The organism is Flavisolibacter ginsengisoli DSM 18119 (genome assembly GCF_900129295.1).
Lineage (GTDB): Bacteria > Bacteroidota > Bacteroidia > Chitinophagales > Chitinophagaceae > Flavisolibacter > Flavisolibacter ginsengisoli.
In genome coordinates this window covers 177,260-195,141 of the sequence record NZ_FQUU01000005.1, presented here as the reverse complement: position 1 = coordinate 195,141, position 17,882 = coordinate 177,260, and the positions used below count along the sequence as shown (strand labels likewise).

At 43.3% G+C, this 17,882-nt stretch carries 20 protein-coding genes; 15 read left to right on the top strand and 5 right to left on the bottom strand.

Translation table 11 applies throughout. The features are described 5' to 3' along the window. Positions 1-397: 397 nt before the first annotated feature. Both BUA53_RS08200 and BUA53_RS08195 read left to right on the top strand, forming a co-directional pair. The gene (locus BUA53_RS08200) at positions 398-2,326 is read left to right on the top strand and encodes a sensor histidine kinase (RefSeq protein WP_072834876.1); all 1,929 of its coding nucleotides are present in this window, start codon (positions 398-400) and stop codon (positions 2,324-2,326) included. After that, positions 2,265-2,909 (top strand): response regulator, encoded by a 645-nt coding sequence (locus BUA53_RS08195; RefSeq protein ID WP_084079899.1) that lies wholly within the window; start codon positions 2,265-2,267, stop codon positions 2,907-2,909. The genes BUA53_RS08200 and BUA53_RS08195 overlap by 62 nt, the downstream gene beginning before the upstream one ends. A 120-nt stretch (positions 2,910-3,029) precedes the next feature. On the opposite strand, the gene pncB is transcribed toward BUA53_RS08195, so the two are convergent. Then, the gene (gene pncB / locus BUA53_RS08190) at positions 3,030-4,196 is read right to left on the bottom strand and encodes a nicotinate phosphoribosyltransferase (RefSeq protein ID WP_072834874.1); all 1,167 of its coding nucleotides are present in this window, start codon (positions 4,194-4,196) and stop codon (positions 3,030-3,032) included. A gap of 125 nt (positions 4,197-4,321) precedes the next feature. On the opposite strand from pncB, the gene BUA53_RS08185 reads away from it, so the two are divergent. The 3 genes from BUA53_RS08185 to BUA53_RS08175 all read left to right on the top strand — a co-directional run bounded on the left by BUA53_RS08185 (position 4,322) and on the right by BUA53_RS08175 (position 6,441). Then, positions 4,322-4,624 (top strand): hypothetical protein, encoded by a 303-nt coding sequence (locus BUA53_RS08185; protein WP_072834873.1) that lies wholly within the window; start codon positions 4,322-4,324, stop codon positions 4,622-4,624. Positions 4,625-4,737: 113 nt separating this feature from the next. Continuing rightward, a complete protein-coding gene (locus tag BUA53_RS08180; RefSeq protein WP_072834872.1) occupies positions 4,738-5,904 on the top strand; it encodes a glycoside hydrolase family 172 protein in 1,167 nt (388 codons plus the stop codon). A gap of 87 nt (positions 5,905-5,991) precedes the next feature. Next, positions 5,992-6,441, top strand: a complete 450-nt coding sequence (locus BUA53_RS08175; RefSeq protein WP_072834871.1) for a PNPOx family protein — start codon at positions 5,992-5,994, stop codon at positions 6,439-6,441. Positions 6,442-6,524: 83 nt separating this feature from the next. Here the strand turns inward: BUA53_RS08175 and BUA53_RS08170 are convergent, their stop codons facing one another. Continuing rightward, on the bottom strand, positions 6,525-7,190 hold the full coding sequence (locus tag BUA53_RS08170; RefSeq protein ID WP_072834870.1) for a porin family protein: 666 nt from the start codon (positions 7,188-7,190) through the stop codon (positions 6,525-6,527). Between the two features lie 403 nt (positions 7,191-7,593). On the opposite strand from BUA53_RS08170, the gene BUA53_RS08165 reads away from it, so the two are divergent. Together BUA53_RS08165 and BUA53_RS08160 are read left to right on the top strand one after the other, a co-directional pair. Beyond that, positions 7,594-8,349, top strand: coding sequence for a hypothetical protein (locus BUA53_RS08165; RefSeq protein ID WP_072834869.1), 756 nt, complete (start codon positions 7,594-7,596; stop codon positions 8,347-8,349). A gap of 135 nt (positions 8,350-8,484) precedes the next feature. Then, a complete protein-coding gene (locus BUA53_RS08160) occupies positions 8,485-8,835 on the top strand; it encodes a VOC family protein (protein ID WP_072834868.1) in 351 nt (116 codons plus the stop codon). Positions 8,836-8,877: 42 nt separating this feature from the next. Here BUA53_RS08160 and BUA53_RS08155 read toward each other — a convergent pair whose 3' ends face one another. Next, positions 8,878-9,309, bottom strand: a complete 432-nt coding sequence (locus BUA53_RS08155) for a pyrimidine dimer DNA glycosylase/endonuclease V (protein WP_072834867.1) — start codon at positions 9,307-9,309, stop codon at positions 8,878-8,880. Positions 9,310-9,592: 283 nt separating this feature from the next. Between BUA53_RS08155 and BUA53_RS08145 the strand changes: the two genes are divergently transcribed. The 5 genes from BUA53_RS08145 (at position 9,593) to BUA53_RS08130 (ending at position 12,885) form a co-directional block, all read left to right on the top strand. Next, positions 9,593-10,195: a DUF998 domain-containing protein gene (locus BUA53_RS08145; protein WP_072834865.1), complete on the top strand. Its 603-nt coding sequence runs from the start codon at positions 9,593-9,595 to the stop codon at positions 10,193-10,195. A gap of 8 nt (positions 10,196-10,203) precedes the next feature. Further along, the gene (locus BUA53_RS21430) at positions 10,204-10,347 is read left to right on the top strand and encodes a hypothetical protein (RefSeq protein WP_217652958.1); all 144 of its coding nucleotides are present in this window, start codon (positions 10,204-10,206) and stop codon (positions 10,345-10,347) included. A 5-nt stretch (positions 10,348-10,352) separates the two neighbouring features. Beyond that, a complete protein-coding gene (locus BUA53_RS08140) occupies positions 10,353-11,744 on the top strand; it encodes an alpha/beta hydrolase (RefSeq protein ID WP_072834864.1) in 1,392 nt (463 codons plus the stop codon). Between the two features lie 114 nt (positions 11,745-11,858). Beyond that, a complete protein-coding gene (locus tag BUA53_RS08135) occupies positions 11,859-12,350 on the top strand; it encodes a YybH family protein (protein WP_072834863.1) in 492 nt (163 codons plus the stop codon). A gap of 121 nt (positions 12,351-12,471) precedes the next feature. Continuing rightward, positions 12,472-12,885, top strand: a complete 414-nt coding sequence (locus tag BUA53_RS08130) for a hypothetical protein (protein ID WP_072834862.1) — start codon at positions 12,472-12,474, stop codon at positions 12,883-12,885. A gap of 279 nt (positions 12,886-13,164) precedes the next feature. Here the strand turns inward: BUA53_RS08130 and BUA53_RS08125 are convergent, their stop codons facing one another. Then, positions 13,165-15,096, bottom strand: coding sequence for a T9SS type B sorting domain-containing protein (locus tag BUA53_RS08125; protein WP_072834861.1), 1,932 nt, complete (start codon positions 15,094-15,096; stop codon positions 13,165-13,167). 470 nt (positions 15,097-15,566) lie between these two features. Here BUA53_RS08125 and BUA53_RS21635 point away from each other — a divergent pair, with 470 nt between their 5' ends. After that, positions 15,567-15,698 carry a hypothetical protein gene (locus BUA53_RS21635; RefSeq protein WP_262494389.1) on the top strand — a complete coding sequence of 44 codons (132 nt, stop codon included), beginning with the start codon at positions 15,567-15,569 and terminating at the stop codon, positions 15,696-15,698. 61 nt (positions 15,699-15,759) lie between these two features. Here BUA53_RS21635 and BUA53_RS20925 read toward each other — a convergent pair whose 3' ends face one another. Beyond that, positions 15,760-16,032, bottom strand: coding sequence for a glycine zipper domain-containing protein (locus BUA53_RS20925; RefSeq protein ID WP_217652957.1), 273 nt, complete (start codon positions 16,030-16,032; stop codon positions 15,760-15,762). A gap of 146 nt (positions 16,033-16,178) precedes the next feature. Between BUA53_RS20925 and BUA53_RS08115 the strand changes: the two genes are divergently transcribed. Both BUA53_RS08115 and BUA53_RS08110 read left to right on the top strand, forming a co-directional pair. Then, positions 16,179-17,012: a polysaccharide deacetylase family protein gene (locus BUA53_RS08115; RefSeq protein ID WP_217652956.1), complete on the top strand. Its 834-nt coding sequence runs from the start codon at positions 16,179-16,181 to the stop codon at positions 17,010-17,012. 122 nt (positions 17,013-17,134) lie between these two features. Beyond that, on the top strand, positions 17,135-17,833 hold the full coding sequence (locus BUA53_RS08110; RefSeq protein WP_072834860.1) for a sterol desaturase family protein: 699 nt from the start codon (positions 17,135-17,137) through the stop codon (positions 17,831-17,833). Positions 17,834-17,882 lie beyond the last annotated feature (49 nt).

Sequence of the window (17,882 nt, the reverse complement as noted above, 5' to 3'; positions counted from 1 at the left end):
ACATGATTGTAGTTTTGGAGTTCTGCATGTTCCATAGGAACATTTTGTTGGTAGCAAAAAAGATCGTGGATAAATCAGCGTGCCGTAGGTACGCCTGGTGGGTTAAGCTATGAAATTTCAATGGCCGCGAGTCCTTTGCTTATGATTATGTTCGATGAATACATGTTAACCCATGCAAAGAGACTCGCTGGCGAAGTAGAGAGAATGCCGCAAAGCCGCGAAGGCTCTAAGAAACACAAAGAACCAGAAGAAGTACAAAGAATTTAAGGTCGGCCCTTGTCAACTTTTCAACTTGTCAACTCACATCCTTATCTCCTCGCCCTACCTACAAAGGGGTAATTTTTAGCGCTGTTCGTTTAATACTATAACAAAGTATATTTTTAACGCTATAGTTTTTGTGAACAACATTCATACATACCATAAACGGCTGCTATTCATTTTGGTGTTCCTTACTGGCAGCTTTGCCGGCAGGGCTGGTGTCAACCTGTTTTTGAATGAACAACCCATCAACCCGCAGCTATTATCACTGCGCTATTCCCTGGATAGTAGCTCAGAACGCAGCTACGATCGCTATCGTTCCATCATGACATTGATGCAACCTGTTCCGGCATCCCTAAACCTGAGTTATAAGAATGAACAGGTATGGCTGTACCTTGACCTCTCTGCACTGCCTATAAAAGATTCCGTTGTGTACCTGGAGATCAATAACCCACATATAAATTTCCTGGGGGCCTGGCTATTGAAAGATAGCAACCTGTTGATGGAATACCCAATGACCGGTGATCATCTTCCATTCAGTACAAGGAACATGAACCATGCGCAGTTTGTATATAAGATCAACCTGAAAACTGACCATCTCCAGTTACTGCTACTTGTAGATAAAAGAAATGAACAGCTGCACCTCCCGCTTAATTTTTTCACTGATGATGAATTCATGGTCTACAACCGTCAGAACAATCTGCTACAGGGATTGCTGGTAGGCATCAGCATATTCATCCTGTTGTTTACATTATTCCTGTACTTCAATATGCGTGACAGGCTCTATGTTTATTATAGCCTGTATGTGTTGATGGTGGCAGGATATATATTCACCGACTTTGGCTTAAGCTTTATGTTTTTGTACCCGAACCATCCGGGCATAGCGGATTTCATTCGTCCGTTTACCATTTCCCAGGCTCCCCTCTATTACATTCTTTTTTCAAGGGCTTTACTGAAAACCAAAGATCACTTTCCCCGTATCTACCAATTCACTAACTGGTTTATCGGTTTTTATTTACTCTGTTTTGTGCTGGCTTTTACCGTAATCCCCAATACAGGGATGTTGCGTATTTTCTGGCTGGTGTTTATGCAGGTGCTGATGGTTGCCTCTATTATTCCCGTATTTGTATTTGCGGCACTGGGTTACACCAGGAAAATCAGGTATTCAGGCTATATCTTTTTTGCCTCACTACTTTTCACCATCTCCTCGCAGGTGTATATGCAATACATCACGGGCAACCTTTCCGATTCATTGTTCACCAGGAATGCAGTGAACATTGGATTTTCTGTAGAGATCTGCCTGCTGGCCCTGGCCCTTTCAGTTCGATTCAAAAACTACAAGCTCCATGCAGAAGAATTGCTGGTTGAATTGAATCGTAGACAGGAGAATATATTCAAGTCTGTAAGTGAATACCAGGAAAAGGAAATGAAACGATTATCAGGCCTGTTGCACGACTCTATTGGTGCAGGACTTTCTTCTATCAAATACAACCTCGAAGCACTGGGCGATAAGCCCTTGAATAATGCTTCCTTGCTTCAGCATACCATTGAAGATGTGAGCAGCCTGACGGATGAAGTGCGGAATATTTCGCATAGCCTCTCGCCAGTGATCCTGCAAAAGAAAGGATTGATGCAGGCCTTACGTGATTTGATAGAACAATACAACCGGACGGGAAAGATCCATATCCACCTTGAATCTATCGGAACTTTGGAAGCATCGGCCTTTCAAAACGAGTTAATGGTTTACCGCATACTGCAGGAATTAATGCAGAATGCCGTCAAGCATGCTCATGCCACGGAAGTAATGATACAGGTGATGCTGGAGCCTGAACTGATTTCCATTTTTGTGGAAGACAATGGGCGCGGATTTGATAAGGCGAATTGGAAGGAAGGATTAGGATTCTCCCAGATAAAAGGTTTGGTTACATTTGTGAATGGCCGGTTTGAAGTGGACAGCCAGGTAAATAAAGGCTGCCGCATATCGATCGAATTTCCCATCATACCTCATGAAGCAACGGATAAAACTATTATTAGCAGACGATCACCCTATGTTCCTGGAAGGGGTTAGGAATGCCCTGCAAAAATTTGATCACCTGCAGATCGTTGCGGAATGCACCGATGGAGATGCAGTAGAAGAATATATCAGCCAGCACCCGGTGGATGTGGCCGTATTGGATGTGAACATGCCTGGTAAAAATGGAATTGTATTGTCAAAGATCATCAGGAAAGACTACCCGCATACCAGGGTGGTGTTTCTGACCATGTATCACCCAGGCGCACTGGCAAAAGAAAATCTCTATGCACCTTTCGCGCATGGATATGTTTTGAAGAATTCTGGAAGCGCTGTTCTTTGCGAGGCCATTGAAACTGCCTACAGTGGCAACACTTACCTCGATGCAAGGTTGAAGGACCTGGTGCAATTGCCCCCAACTGATTTCATCCCCTCTCCTGTCAAATTAAGCAGCCGCGAAAAAGAGATCATAAAGCTGGTGCTGCAGGGAAAAGGCAACCGGGAGATAGCAGAAAAATTATTTCTCAGCGAGCTAACCATCAAGACCCATCGTAAGAACATCAATCAAAAACTGGAAGTGAAGAACGCCGTGGAGCTGTTGCAGACGGTGAACAGGTTGGGGATAGACCTGGAAGGATGAGTCGGGAGTCGGGAGGCGGTAGTCGGTAGTCGGGAGATCTTATCTAATCAAGTGAATCTTGTAGGTTTAAGTAGTTTGCTATTCTCCTCTATAATCCTCTTTAAGCTATTAATCTTAGTGCTATGGTATTTGTAAAACCTTTTTCGCCAGTTCTATGGCATCGGGTTCGCCGGTGTACTTTGCCGGCTCGTCAGAAAGTTTCACCACTGGTGTCCATGCTTCATTTTCAGGCATGGCTTCAGTCATTTTAATAACGATATTCATGGGGGTCAGTCCTACATCGTTGGAGAAATTGGTTCCTATTCCGAAAGACACACCGATCTTGCCCTTGCAATAATTGGCGATCAGTTCCACTTTTTTATAATTCAGCGCATCAGAGAAAATGATTGTTTTTGTCATCGGGTTGATACTGAGGGAACGGTAATGCAGCACTGTTTTTTCTGCAAAGATCAGCGGATCACCACTGTCATGACGAACACCGTCAAAGAGCTTGGAAAACTTCCTGTCAAACACCTCAAAGAATTCATCCGTGGTAAAAGTGTCTGATAAGGCAATACCCAAATCTCCCCTATAGATCTCAATCCAGTTTTCCAGGGCGATGGTATTGGCCATCTTGAATCCATATTTAGCGGCATGAAACATGAACCATTCATGTGCATGGGTTCCAATTGGTTTGGTGTTATGCATTCTTGCCAGGTGCACATTGCTGGTACCTACAAAGGTTTTTCCCCACTGCTTTAATGTTCTTACCACCATGTCCTGCACTTCAAAGGAATGCCTGCGGCGGGTACCAAATTCTGCAATGGTCACACCCAGTTTGTCATAGGCTTCTATTTTCTCCTTTGTTTTTTGTGCAATGACCTGGTCGCTTTGCCTTTCTCCATTATGCAGTTTGTAAAAATTTTCTGATATCAGGCAAAGCAATGGCACTTCCCAAAGTATGGTCCGGTACCAGTAGCCTTCTACATGCACTTCCACGTCCTGTCCATTTTGTACAATGCTCACTTCTGATGGATCATAGCGGTACCCTTGCAGGAAGTCGAGGTAAACAGGATCCAGATAAGGACATGTTTCACCCAGCCATTCTTTCTCTTCTCCTGACAAGGACAATCCTGACATTGAGCCTACAGAAGCTTTCAAAGCCTGTGCAAAGCCTTCAGGGAAAGCATGGTGTCCGCGATTGATGAATTTATAGCGTGCCCTGGCCCTTGGAAATAATTTCACTACACACTGCTGCATAGTGAACTTGTAGAAATCATTATCTAATATGGAGGGTAATGTAACCATGGGCTGATGTATGCAAGTATCATACAAATTTAACCAAACTGGTTAGCGTTGCATATAATGAAATGATGTGAGTTACATTTAGTCAATGATATTTCTTATGACAATAAGATTATTATCACATTTCTATGATGGAAAAGAATCAGAAAATAAAAGATATCGTCATTTATCTCCAAACAAAATATGGTGCAAACAATATTTTAATACAAGACCATTGGGAATCTTCTGAAAATGCTATTGGTTTAATCGACAACTCGGGAAGATACTTAGCATATATTTCTATTCGTGAAGACGAAGACAATTATTATTTAGCGTTAGAAGATCCTCCGATTGATAATAGTTTTCCTTATTCGCCAGCAGGAGAATTTAATAATATTAGCTTAATGAAACTTGAAAACCTTATATCAAAACATTTACGATTGCGCAACTGACCGTTTCCCAATTGTATATCATCTTCTATATTTAGAAACGTCCCTTACACACTACTCATGTTTTGTTAGATTTACACCTCAACAACATCCTTTCATACATTAAAAACCATTTCATGAAGTTTACGCTTTCTTTATTAGCTATTGCACTGTCATTTGTTGGCTATTGCCAGCAGGGGTTTAATGGTCTTGATATGAACATGGGCAATTTGTCAAGATTAAGTGATGCTAAAACCCGGTCCATCTCTCCTGAAAATTATACTGGTGCCAAAGGAAAGGGAGGTATGGCAGATCCAAAACTGGATAGCGGCAAAAGGAACCTGGCCAACTCTGCCCATGCAGCGCGTGATCTTGGTAAGGGATGGAAGGTAAATCCCTTTATAGAGATAGTGGGTAAAGAAACCATGACCATTGCGGAAATAGAAGGCCCCGGCGCCATCCAGCATATCTGGATGACACCTACGGGCAACTGGCGTTTTTCCATTCTCCGTTTTTATTGGGATGATGAAAAAGAGCCTTCCATTGAAGTGCCTGTAGGTGATTTCTTTGGTATGGGATTGAATCAATATGCACCATTGAACTCACTGGCAGTAACGGTCAATCCCGGCAGCGCTTTTAACTGTTACTGGAAGATGCCTTTCCGTAAAAAATGCCGCATCACCATGGAAAACCTTGACAATGCTCCTATGCGTTTATACTACCAGGTGGATTATACACTTACCAAGGTTGGTGATGATGAAGCTTATTTGCATGCCCAGTTCAGGCGATCAAACCCAACTACAGGCTCCTTACATACATTAGTGGACGGCATCAAGGGAAAAGGCCAATATGTAGGTACTTACATTGCTTGGAACGTGAACAATAATGCCTGGTGGGGTGAAGGGGAGATCAAGTTCTACATGGATGGAGATTCAGACTTTCCCACCATCAATGGCACAGGCACTGAAGATTATTTTTGCGGATCATACAATTTTGAGAACCCAAAGACACACCAGTATGAACCTTTCTCCACTGCCTATGCTGGCCTGCACCAGGTGATCAAACCGGATGGCCTGTATCTTTCACAACAAGGATTTGGCATGTACCGCTGGCACATCATGGACCCTATACGTTTTGAAAAGGATCTGAAAGTTACCATACAGGACCTTGGATGGAGACATGACTGGCGATATTATCCCCAGAAATCGGACATTTCATCTGTAGCTTTCTGGTATCAACGTGAACCACATGCGCGTTTTCCCAGGCTGCCCTCAAAGGACGACCTGGAAATACCAAAGTGGTAGCAGTTAAATGAAAATCAACTTTCTTAATGATATATATCATATCCTTAAGAATTTTCATGAGCTTACTTGCACCCTAATTCATTATCTATGGATCCTGTGATCATCCGGTTTATGCAAAGGCAGACAGTAGCTTCCTTTACCTGTATTGATGAAGAAGGTCTGCCCTATTGCTTCACCTGTTTTTACGCCTTTGACGCAGAGAATGATTGTATCTATTTCAAGTCATCATCTTCATCAAAGCATGCAGGTTTGCTACAGAAAAACGGAAACCTGGCAGGCTCTGTCTTACCCGATAAGCTGAATGTATTGGCTATACAGGGCATTCAATTCACAGGGCATATTGCCACCATGAGTCATGGAAGTAGTTTTTATCACAAGAAGTTCCCAATGGCTGTGGCCATGCCGGGAGAAGTGTGGACGGTGTGCCTGGATACGATCAAGATGACGAACAATAAAGCCGGATTTGGAAAGAAGTTAACCTGGAACAGGGAAGAACCCCTGACCTTAAAGAAGACCTTCCTGCCGTCCATATACTAACGAGTTTTTTTCATGTGTATTTAAGTGTAAAAAAAGCCGCTTCATTCCTGGAGCGGCTTTTGCTTTTTTATGTGTATTGCTTATTAGAAGTTTAAACCAAGACCTACTTTAAATGACCTGTTGTACGAATTCAGGTTCTGGTTGGCATCCACTTTTGATAAACCATGATCGTAAGCGGCTGTAATATTCAATCCGTTGGAGAACTGGTAACCTATACCACCTGTCAACCCCATATCCCACCTGTTAAACTGGGAAGTAGCATCACTGGTACTATTCACCACATTGAAGCCCAACGCACCTGCAGTAGTATGCAGAGACGCCTTAGTAAGATAAGAGATCTGTGGTCCTGCAAAAACCTGCAACCCTCCCATAGTTCCTTTCAAAACCACAGGTACGTCTATGTATTGTGAATTCAATTGTGCCTTACCATTTATACCTAAGAAATCTGCACCCTTGATATTCAATTTACCAGTCATTGTATATCCCTTCTGGGTATAATACATGGCCGGCTCAACTGATAATTCTTTGGACAAAGGAATGTTTACATAACCACCCCCGAAAAACCCGCTATGGCTGGTAGTGCTGATAGCACCATTGGTGAAATCCAAAAGGTTTTGAAGACTGTTTACAGCATCACCTTTCATAGAGGCAGAAGAAAATCCACCACGCACACCAAAATGAGGTTTGTCCTGGGCCATTGCCAGCGTGGAGATGATGACAGAAGCTAAAAGTAAAATTTGCTTTTTCATATGCCGATGGGGAACGTGGTTTTTCTTTCGTTCCGTTATATAAGAAATGAAACAGGTTCGCAGGATTAATGCGGCTTAGGTAAGCTTATGTTAAAGGAAGATGGGTAGTGTTAAGGGAATGAAAAAGGGGTTGACAAATTGATAAGTTGATTGGTGGGTAAGGAGGGAGAAAGGCAAAATAAAAAGTTGAAATGTTTACAGGTTGACAAGTTAATAAGGAAGCGCCTTAATAATTGGATGGTCTTCCCTATGAGTTCGCGAAGAAGACCCGGTGATACACTGAGATAATTAAATAGAAGCCCGCTAAACACTTTCAACACACCAAGGGATTGAAATGTTAACATCTAGAAAGTAAATGAAAAGGTATAGTTTCGATCTCTTTAAAAGAGACGACTAAATCCTTATGAACAACAGCCTTGATACCATTAAAAAGCAGGTAAAGATCCTAACGGTGTACGCGGTAGTTTCCTCCCTGCTGTTACTACTTGCCTTGTTCCTTATTTTTAAGCAGGGAACCAATGGAAAGAACTTATCTGTTGACCAACTTACAGCGAAACGAATCAATATAGTTGAACCAAACGGGCAGCCCCGCCTAATTCTTTCCAATATGGAAAGCTCGCCTGAAAATTTATACTACGGAAAGCCTTATGGCCTTCCGGGAGGTGGCAGACCTGGCCTCATATTTTATGATGACAATGCCACTGAATGTGGAGGATTGGTATTCACAGGCAGAAAAGACAGCAGCGGAAAATATTTTGCTTCAGGGCATTTCTCTTTTGATCAGTACAACCAAAACCAGGTCTTGTACCTTCAATACCTTGATGATAATGGAGACAAGAATACAGGCCTGTATGTTGACGATTGGCACAACAGTCCTCCCTTCCCAGAGTTTCGACGTCAATACAAAGCTGCTCAGAAACTGCCTGAGGGCCCGGAGAGGGATGCAAAAATTAAAGAACTATTAGAGCCGGCAAACAGCGATCCGGCGTTTGCCCACAGGGTCTTTATTGGAAAGGATTCGGATAAATCGGCATTGATCAACCTGGCAGATAAAAAAGGCAAAACAAGAATACGCCTCATTGTTGATTCCACTGGCAGTGCAAGAATTGAATTTCTGAATGAAGCGGGCAAGGTAGTTTCCAGCTTACCCAAACAGTAAATATTAAATTATAAGAAGCGTTACTCTTTCAACTGCTATCACGTATTGTTGATTACCTCCATAGCAATTTGGATTTCTTTATAACCTGCATGCAGGATAATCCAAACCAATATCTTTACCTATAATATTACGAGCATGAAACTGCTATCACTTGAACCATTCATTCCATCCGGAGAAAATTTCGAAGCATCTAAACGGCTTTTCCAGGACCTGGGTTTTCACATTAACTGGGACGCGGGAGATTATGTGGGATTTGAAAGAGATGGCTGCAAATTTATCTTGCAGAACTTTGCTAATAAAGAATTTGCAGAGAATCTGATGATCAATGTCAAGATCAGTAATGCCAATGAATTTTATGAGGAGGTAACTGTTAGAGAGCTGGCTAGTAAATATAGTATCCGCGTTAGCAAACCCACACAACAACCTTATGGGAAAGAGGTGAACCTGGTAGACATTGCGGGTGTTTGCTGGCATTTTGTAGAATAATGATTCATGAGATGAATCAGTGAGGGTACTTATGCATTAACCTTAAGAGAGTAGCTCCCAGGGTTCGATGGAACCTGGCACCATCATAAAGATTTTATGCACGTCAATGATACCTGTGCCCACGAACGCATTGTATCTAACTATATCTCTTTCACGTAGTTTTTTAAGTAAATGACTGAATTCATATTTCACCTGGCCTTCGGTAACTGGTAATAGTAATTGGCCCGGGATGCTTTCAAACTTAGTATCATCAAAATTATATTGCCTTGCCTGAGCTTCTTTATACACTTCTTCCAGGTATTGATTAATGGCCTGCAAGGGATGGCTACAGGCTTTGAACCTTTTAAGCTGGGGATGATTAACGTATCCCTTTGTTTTACCCTTTAATACATGCTTTGCCAGCAGCGTTTCTCTCCAAAGAGCTACCAACCCTACCCTATCAAGATACTTAGGATGTATAGACCAGATCATCATTGTTTGAAAAGTTGCTGCAATTTCTTCAATTGTTTTGTCAGGCCCGTTGCCACCCACCTATAATGCAATAATTGTACAGCCTTTTTTTTGATCTCCCATTCATTGCAGGGCTTCTTTACAGTTACACTCAAACAGTATACAGTCATATTTAAGATGTAGAACCCATCATGGATGAAAACCATTCGCACTTGTAGTGATAGCTATCACAGGTTAGACTAACCATCATCATTTTACAGGATCATGGATTGACAGAACTTAGAATTTGCTCTTTAAATCATCAACCATGAGACCAGTAAAAATTCAAGAGGCAAAAAAAGCAGCTGCTTCACAATGGGTTAACCTACTGCTCACCTGCGGCATCATTGCTTCCCTTTTGTATATAGCCATGAATATCATTGTTCCTATGTTCTACCCGGGCTACAATCCTGCTTCACAGGTGGTAAGTGAATTGTCAGCCATTGGTGCGCCAACCAGGGCTATATGGCTGGTACCAGGTATTCTATATTCCCTGCTGGTTGCTGCATTTGGATGGGGGATCAGGCTTACGGCAGGCAAAAGCCGGAACCTACGCGTACTTGGAACATTGATGATCATTAGTGGGCTTGCTGGATTGGCATGGACCCCTATGCACCGGCGGGAGATTCTTGCAGCCGGTGGCGGCAGCTTCACTGATACCTGGCACATTGTTATGACCTTTATCACTTTAGTGTTGATGTTAGCATTGATCGGCTTTGGTGCTGCAGCCATGAAGAGGCCATTCAGGATCTATTCAGTGTTAACAGTTGTTGTGTTTATGGTATTTGGCATCCTTACCTGGCTAGCATCACCAGGCATTTCATCCAATCTTCCTACCCCAATGATTGGTGTGCGGAACGCATCAACATAGGCGCCTATATGCTCTGGATGATTGTGCTGGCAGTGCAGTTATTGCAGAGGGCAAAAGACAAAAGATTACTCATGAAAACCCCTGGTGAAAGTTTTAAAGGAAAAATAAAGAGTAACGGTCATCCACAACCTAAGATCAAACACAGCATTTAAGCACTGTGAACCTGGTCATTACCATATTAAGCACACTGGTAGTTATAGCGGGTAGCCTGGCGGCTCTTCTGAGCAGTACCCTTTTCATGCGCCTGCGCTGGCCGGCACCACTACTTTGGTTCGTTAAACTATTTGCATGCGCACTTTCTCCATTTTTAATGTTGGTGGGCCTACTTACCCTGGTTGCAGGATTGGCAACCGGGTCCTTCATTACCAGTTGCATCGGCGTTTATGATATCTTAATTTATGGTATCCATATTTATAAAGTTTCCCGGCCGCCTGCTTCACCCGGAAGCTTTGAACAGGCTTTTGGCGCTGGCTGGAAAGAAAAAATACCTGGAACGCAAAAGACCCGCTTCCTGTCAAGGCGTTTCCAGTTTATATTACCGTCAGTCCCATCCCCTCGATTCGAACAGGATATTCCATTTGCAAGCATACCTGGCACAGACCGGAAGCTCTTGTGTGATACCTGGCAGCCGGCACCTGGTATCACACCCACTGGCCTGACTTTTATTTACCTGCATGGCAGCGCTTTTTACTTTCTTGACAAGGATTTTCAAACAAGACCTTTCTTTACCCACCTGGCAGCACAGGGACATGTGATCATAGACGTAGCCTACAGGCTGGCTCCTGAAACCGGTATTATGGGGATGGTAGATGATGCAAAACGTGCCATAGCCTGGATGAAAGAAAACGCAGCCCGCTTCGGTATTGATCCGGAAAAGATCACCATTGGCGGAGGGTCTGCAGGTGCGCACCTGGCGTTGCTGGCAGCCTATACCGACGATGACCAGCGGTTTATACCCATAGACCTGGCAGGAAAAGACCTCAGTGTCAATGCTGTGATCTCACTTTATGGGACCAATGATATGGAAGCACTGTACTATCATACCAACCAGCATATCACTACCCGAAATATTCCCGGAAAGCTTAAGAAAGCTGTTCCCACAAAATTGCCCGGATGGATCATCAAAAAAATGGGCAAGGATTATTATCGACTGGGGATGAATAAAAACTTTGAGCAAATAGGTTCTTTACCGCAATTGCTTGGTGGACATCCTGAAGAAAAACCGGGGGCTTATACAATGTTTACGGTTATTACACATGCGCACCGCAACTGTCCTCCCACCTTGTTCATTCATGACGAAGACGATATTATGGCACCGGTAAGGACAACCCGTAAACTGTTTAACCGACTGTTGGAATTAAAAGTACCGGTAGTAATGCATATCATCCCTCATACAGATCACGGTTTTGACCTGATACTACCTAAAGTATCACCCTGCGCCCATACTGCAATGTATGATGTGGAACGCTTTTTAGCTTTTATGGCAAACCAGCCATCACCTGTTAACAGGTTGATACCAACAACTAAGCTCACCCCTCATGGTAATTGATTTCCAGCTTTCCATTTTTCCATTTATGAACTTATAATGCTATATTCAATCAGCCCTTATTCCTTGTGTTTTTTGAAATAAAAAGTCTGCTTTAATCACCTTAAATCCAACAGTATGTTGAAGCTTTCATCCTTCCTGTTTATTGTAATCTGTTTTTCACTAACAGCTTGTGAGTCAAAAACCAAAAACTCTGCAATTGATAAGACTACCCAACCAGGTTTTGATCAGCAACAAGCCAGGTCATTCATTGACAGTATCAATGCTAAGTTTTCACAACAACTGGCAGCCGGCGATTCCGCTGCACTGGCTTCACATTACTGGCCCGATGCAGAATTGTTGCTGGATAACAGTGAGCCTGTTAAAGGAAAAGATATTATCAATGCCTGGGGTGGCGCCATACGTATGGGTATGAAAGAAATAAACCTAACTACTACAGATATAAAAGGAGATTCCCTTTTCATCATTGAAACCGGTAATTACCAAATGAAGAATGACAAAGGTTCCTTATTAGACAAAGGCAAGTATGTGGTGGTCTGGGAACAGCGTAATGGAGAGTGGAAACTATACAGGGATATCGGGAGTACAAGTATGCCTGCAAGGCCATAATTTCAGGATCTCAAAAAGGAATAAAGTAAGTTTTGCATTAGTGTAATAGAGATAGTTTACAAGGAATTTGGATGTCTCATCAGGTAATGTATGTTTGTCATGTCGATGGCAATTTTACATTATGGAAAAGAGAACAAAGATTGCTGCAGGTTTATTACCCAATTATTTCCGGAAAGCAGGAATAGCAATTATAGTGCTGGCATTTGTTCCTCTGGTTATAGTCAAGACTGTAAACGTTACACAATCCCCGGTAAGTAAAGAAGTCTTCAGGTTACAATCTATGAACGCCTTTATCTTAGGGCTGTTATTTATTGCCTGGGCAAGAGAGAAGGTCGAAGATGAACTGACCATTGCTATACGCCAGCATTCTATGTTAGTGGCATTTATCTGGGGTGTACTGAATGTTATGATCAAACCCTTTATTGACATGCTTGTAAAAGATCCTGTTACTGACCTAAAAGCCCAGGAACTTATTTCAAGTATGCTCCTTATTTACCTTGTCTTGTACTTCGTTCAAAAGAAAACCAGGAATTGAGGAACAGAATAATAGTTGAATGTTCACATTCGAATATTTGTTTATAGCAGTTAGCTGATAATGTCGATATTCCAGCCAAACTATAAACCCTTTTTGAAGCGGAAACAGGGTAACTATTAGTTCTGCTTAACTGTAACCTGCTTGTATATTTTACCTTCTTTCATTTATTTTGTTTATACTCTTTTCTTGCAAAGAAGAGATGCACTTTGACTTACCATCAATGCTCAATTTTCAAGTGAGGGAGAAATTAGAAGAAGCTTATATAGAACACGGCATCCATCACCTCACGATCATAACCCAGCCTGTGCGTTTGATGCCTATATCTTTTACCTGGATGATATAAGGATAAATGCCTACCGGAAGGTCACTGCCTTTGAAACGTCCATCCCAGGGAGAACTATTATTTTTTGCATGGTAGACTACTGCTCCCCAACGGTTGAACACCAGGATGTCAACATTAGTATAAACCTGCAACACTGGAATGTTCCAGGTGTCATTTTTACCATCACCATTAGGTGAAAATGCGTTGGGTATATAAATATCATTAAATACGCTAACCTTAACTGAATCTATAGCGGTGCCGCAACCATCATTGGAAACGACTTCAAGCTTATATGTAATGTCAGCATCCGGATGTACATGGGGCTCCAGATCAGTAGCATCATCCATATAAGTAGTTGGTGACCATGAAAAGCTGGTATTGGTGCCTGAAGCACTCCCCTGTAACTGAATGACCTGTCCCACCAGTAAAGCTTTATCAGGACCAGCGTTGGCCCTTGCCTTCTTACTAACATTTACCTGCACATAACCAGTATCCGTGCATTGGAAATCATTGGCAACGATCACCTGGTAGAGCGTACTGTCTACAGGTGAGGCAACTGGTGCCGCGTCGGAAAAGGAAGATAAGTGCAAGGCCGGACTCCATGTATACGAATTGCCTCCAGTGGCCTGCAGGTTGGTGGTGGCGCCTTCGCATATGGAAACTGACCCGGGACTAACCGAAGCTATGGGTGTAGGGTGAACAATGACTCCTGTGGAGTCTGTTGCCTTACAGCCAGCGGCTGAGGTAACCTCCACAAAATATTTCCCTGTTTGTCCTGCCTGGGCATTGTCCAGGGTAAAACCAGGTGCAGTACTGGTAAAGCCATTGGGTCCCGTCCACGCATATTTCTCTCCGTTAGCTGCTGAAACCAATACATTCGCGCCGCTGCATATTGGGCTGTTATTGGAAGCAGAAGGCACCGGAGTAGGGTTGACAGTAATGCTGATCACATTTGAATTAACCCTGCAAACAGCGTTGCCTATATTTTCCTGCTGGGACACAGATAACCTGTATTCATAGACTCCAGGTGCTGTATTAGCTGATAGATCTGTTTGCAGGTTAACATCATTAGCCCCGGGAATATCTATCCAGGAAGTGGCACTGTTGATGCGTTGCTGCCATTGGTAATGAGGATTAGAATAACCTGCGGAAACCTGGCAGGTAATTGTTTGGGGTAATACCTGTCCCTGGCAAAAATTCATGGAAGTACCGTTGCCGGTAATGGCTGCATTTAACCGGGGGCCGCAGGGACGGAAGGTAATATCATCCAGTGCCAGGTCATTTCCGCATCCACCCATTGCATTATTGATGATTCGCAAAACGATCCTGCTAGTGTTGGTAGGCGTGTTGAAAAAAAAACCGTACTGGCGCCATTCGGGTCCGGTCTGCGGGCCAATATCACCTGAGTTGCCGCTTTGCAATACCTTACCATCCACTGTCTCAATGTTAAAGGTCAGGTTAGGTTTATTTGGATTGCCGTTGCATTCGAAAGGCCTGTTCATATTCACCACCCAGGCGGCAAATTCATAAGTCGTGTTATTGCATTGCAGGTTTACTGTATCCACATAGAAAGCACTGGGCTGCTCGGTTGCATTCACCAGCATAAAATAGCCATTGCCATTACCGGTATGGTCCGCCGTCAATGTATGCCAGCCTGTAAAGCACTGGTCGGTTCGGTTGCGAACCGTATAAAAACCATCGCTGGGACAATCATGTGAAACATATTGATAGGAAGTAGAAGCTGCTGCAAGCGGTTGGCCTGGGTTGGAGCCAGATCCAAAGGTAATATTGACAATTGGATCGCCCAGGCTCCCCTGGCAAAGCTGGGCACCACAGATCTTCACCAGCACAAAGGAAATCAATACCAATAACACCCGGGGCGGATTCATGCTCTTTTCCTGCTATAATTCTTTTGATGCTAATTATAGCCGGGAAAGATACAAATTAGAATGCTGATTTTTTATGATCCGGAAATAGAAAGGCAAGGTGCGTATTGAATTTGAATGGGGTTACAGGGAGAGGAATCTGGTCTTTTCTCAGGTAGATGCGAATAAATTCAACAGGCAATGCTCAATGAAAACTTAGGTAAGCTAGAAGTGGGACTACATACAGGCATCCCCGTTGCTGTTTACTATAATATTTAATAAACACCTGAATTGGGTTGTACTAAGTGGAATTACTGTAAACATTGCCTAAACTGGGCATTATACGTATAGGCAGAACTTTTTTCACGTTGATTCACTTAGGATTTGTTTGTAAGCGTGAATGATTTTCTTCGATTTGCTTTTTGTTACCGATCTGGCAGGCTACTTTCAGATTGTAATTGCTGACTAACGTTTTAACCCTATTAAGCTGACCTATGAAAACACTACTTCACATCTACAAAGTAAATCCTATTGTAAGCCTGGTTATTAATTGCATTGGCTTTTTCATCTGGGCTACCACACTGATCTTGATGATGGTTATACTAACAGTGGCTTTTGCTGGTTAGAGCTGCTGTACTTTAGGTTCATACAAGGCCTTCTTCGGAAGGCCTTTGTATTTAATAGTCTTTAGGAATGTGCCTTCCTGTATTTTTTATCCTTATGACGTCCATAGAGATACCCGGCTCCGGCACCTACGGCTCCGCCTATCAATGCACCTTTGCCTTTCTTTTTACTGACAATGGCACCTGTGCCCGCACCTGCTGCCGCACCAATCAATGCATACTTGCCTTTCTTACTCTTTTGTACTGTTTTGTGCTCCTGTGCATGCAGCCCATTAAAACCTGCAGAAGCACAACTGAAAACAAAGACCATACTCAAGACATACATCCACTTTTTCATAAAATACATTTATGATGATTAAATAATGAGGCGACATCCATAGTCGCTTTTTATCCTACTTCCAACTTCGGGCCAATATGATCACCAATTATGGCAGGGCCTGGTCATGCAAAATCACAAATGCTTAAGGTTTATTAACTTGTAGCATGTGCCGCACGATCATTTGTTTTATAATAGGCATGGTACTTACTCCCGGGAACAACGCTTTCAGTAATGGGCTACAGGGGGATACGCTGCCCCATCAACATTCCTATCTGCTGGATCATGGTGCTATACGCAGGGGCGACACTTCATCCCGGAAGATGGCCATTGTTTTTACCGGGGATGAATTTGGAGAAGGAGGGAAAACCATCTTAGCAGCCCTTCAGAAAGAAAACGTAAAAGCATCCTTTTTCTTCACGGGCAGGTTTTACCGTAACCCAGGATTCAGGAGCCTGACCAGGCGCCTGCAGGCAGAGGGCCATTATCTAGGCGCTCACAGCAACGAGCACTTGCTTTATTGCGATTGGGTAAAGCGTGATAGCCTGCTGGTAACAAAAAAACAATTCAATGAGGACCTCGACAAGAATTATTCAGAGCTACGGCAACTCGGGGTAAGCGCCCCTAATGCCCGCTATTTCCTCCCACCCTACGAATGGTACAACGATTCCATAGCCTCATGGACAAAGGAGCAGGGCCTCCAGTTGATCAGTTTTTCACCCGGCACCCTGAGCAGTGCAGATTACACAACCCCGAAGGACAATAATTACAGGAGCTCAGAGATCATCTACACTTCCATTCTCAACTACGAGGCCAGGCAAAGTTCCGGGCTCAATGGGTTTATTCTGCTGCTGCACATAGGTTCAGGACCAGGACGGACAGATAAGTTCTACAAGCGATTACCCCAACTCGTTAAATGGCTAAGGAAAAGGGGCTACGAACCGGTGAGGATAGATCAATTGCTGGATCAAGGCGGTAAAAGCTTTTTAAAGCGGAATTAAACGAAGGTTGACCCGTCCAGGGCTTGTGAATAGAAAACTTAACCTTAAATTTAGAGGTGTTCGGGCGAATAGCCATTCGTCAAACCAAGGCAGATTGTAAATTTGCCGTAAATCCATCGTTGATGAAGTTTGAGAAAATTCATAATAAGGGCCAGGCGCAGCTTTTCCAGAATCCTTACCTGGAAATGCTTACCAAGGCTAATCCACTGGTGATCTGGAGCATTTATCTTCCATTTATCATTGGTTTGCCTGTTTATGCTTTTTCCAACCGCGGATTCAGCGGCGGTAAGATCGCCCTGCTGTTCTTTACAGGCATGTTCTTCTGGACCTTTTTTGAATACCTGGCGCACCGGTACGCCTTTCACTGGGTGGCCAATAGCAATAAAGCCCAGAAACTTGTTTATATCATGCATGGCAATCACCATCATTACCCCCGTGACAGGGACAGGCTGTTCATGCCTCCTGTGCCCAGCATTATCCTGGCCTCTGTTATTTTTGGGCTGGAATACCTGGTGCTTAGGGAGAACGCTTTCGCTTTCTTTCCTGGTTTCATATTGGGCTACCTGATCTATGCTTCCATGCATTATGCCATCCACGCCTGGAATCCTCCGTTCAAATGGATGAAACCATTATGGAGAAACCATCACCTGCATCATTATAAGGATGAACATAAAGGCTTTGGTGTAAGTTCTACGCTGTGGGACCTGGTTTTCGGGACCATGTTTGACCTGAAAAAAGAGAAAGAGGACAAGCAGAAGGTGCAGGAACTGATGTTCACAGCCCGCAGTTCCAAAAGAGAAGAGACAGGTGCTGCACACTAATATTTACCAATAAGATTCATTCATAGCTTACCAAGACAGGTAAGTATCA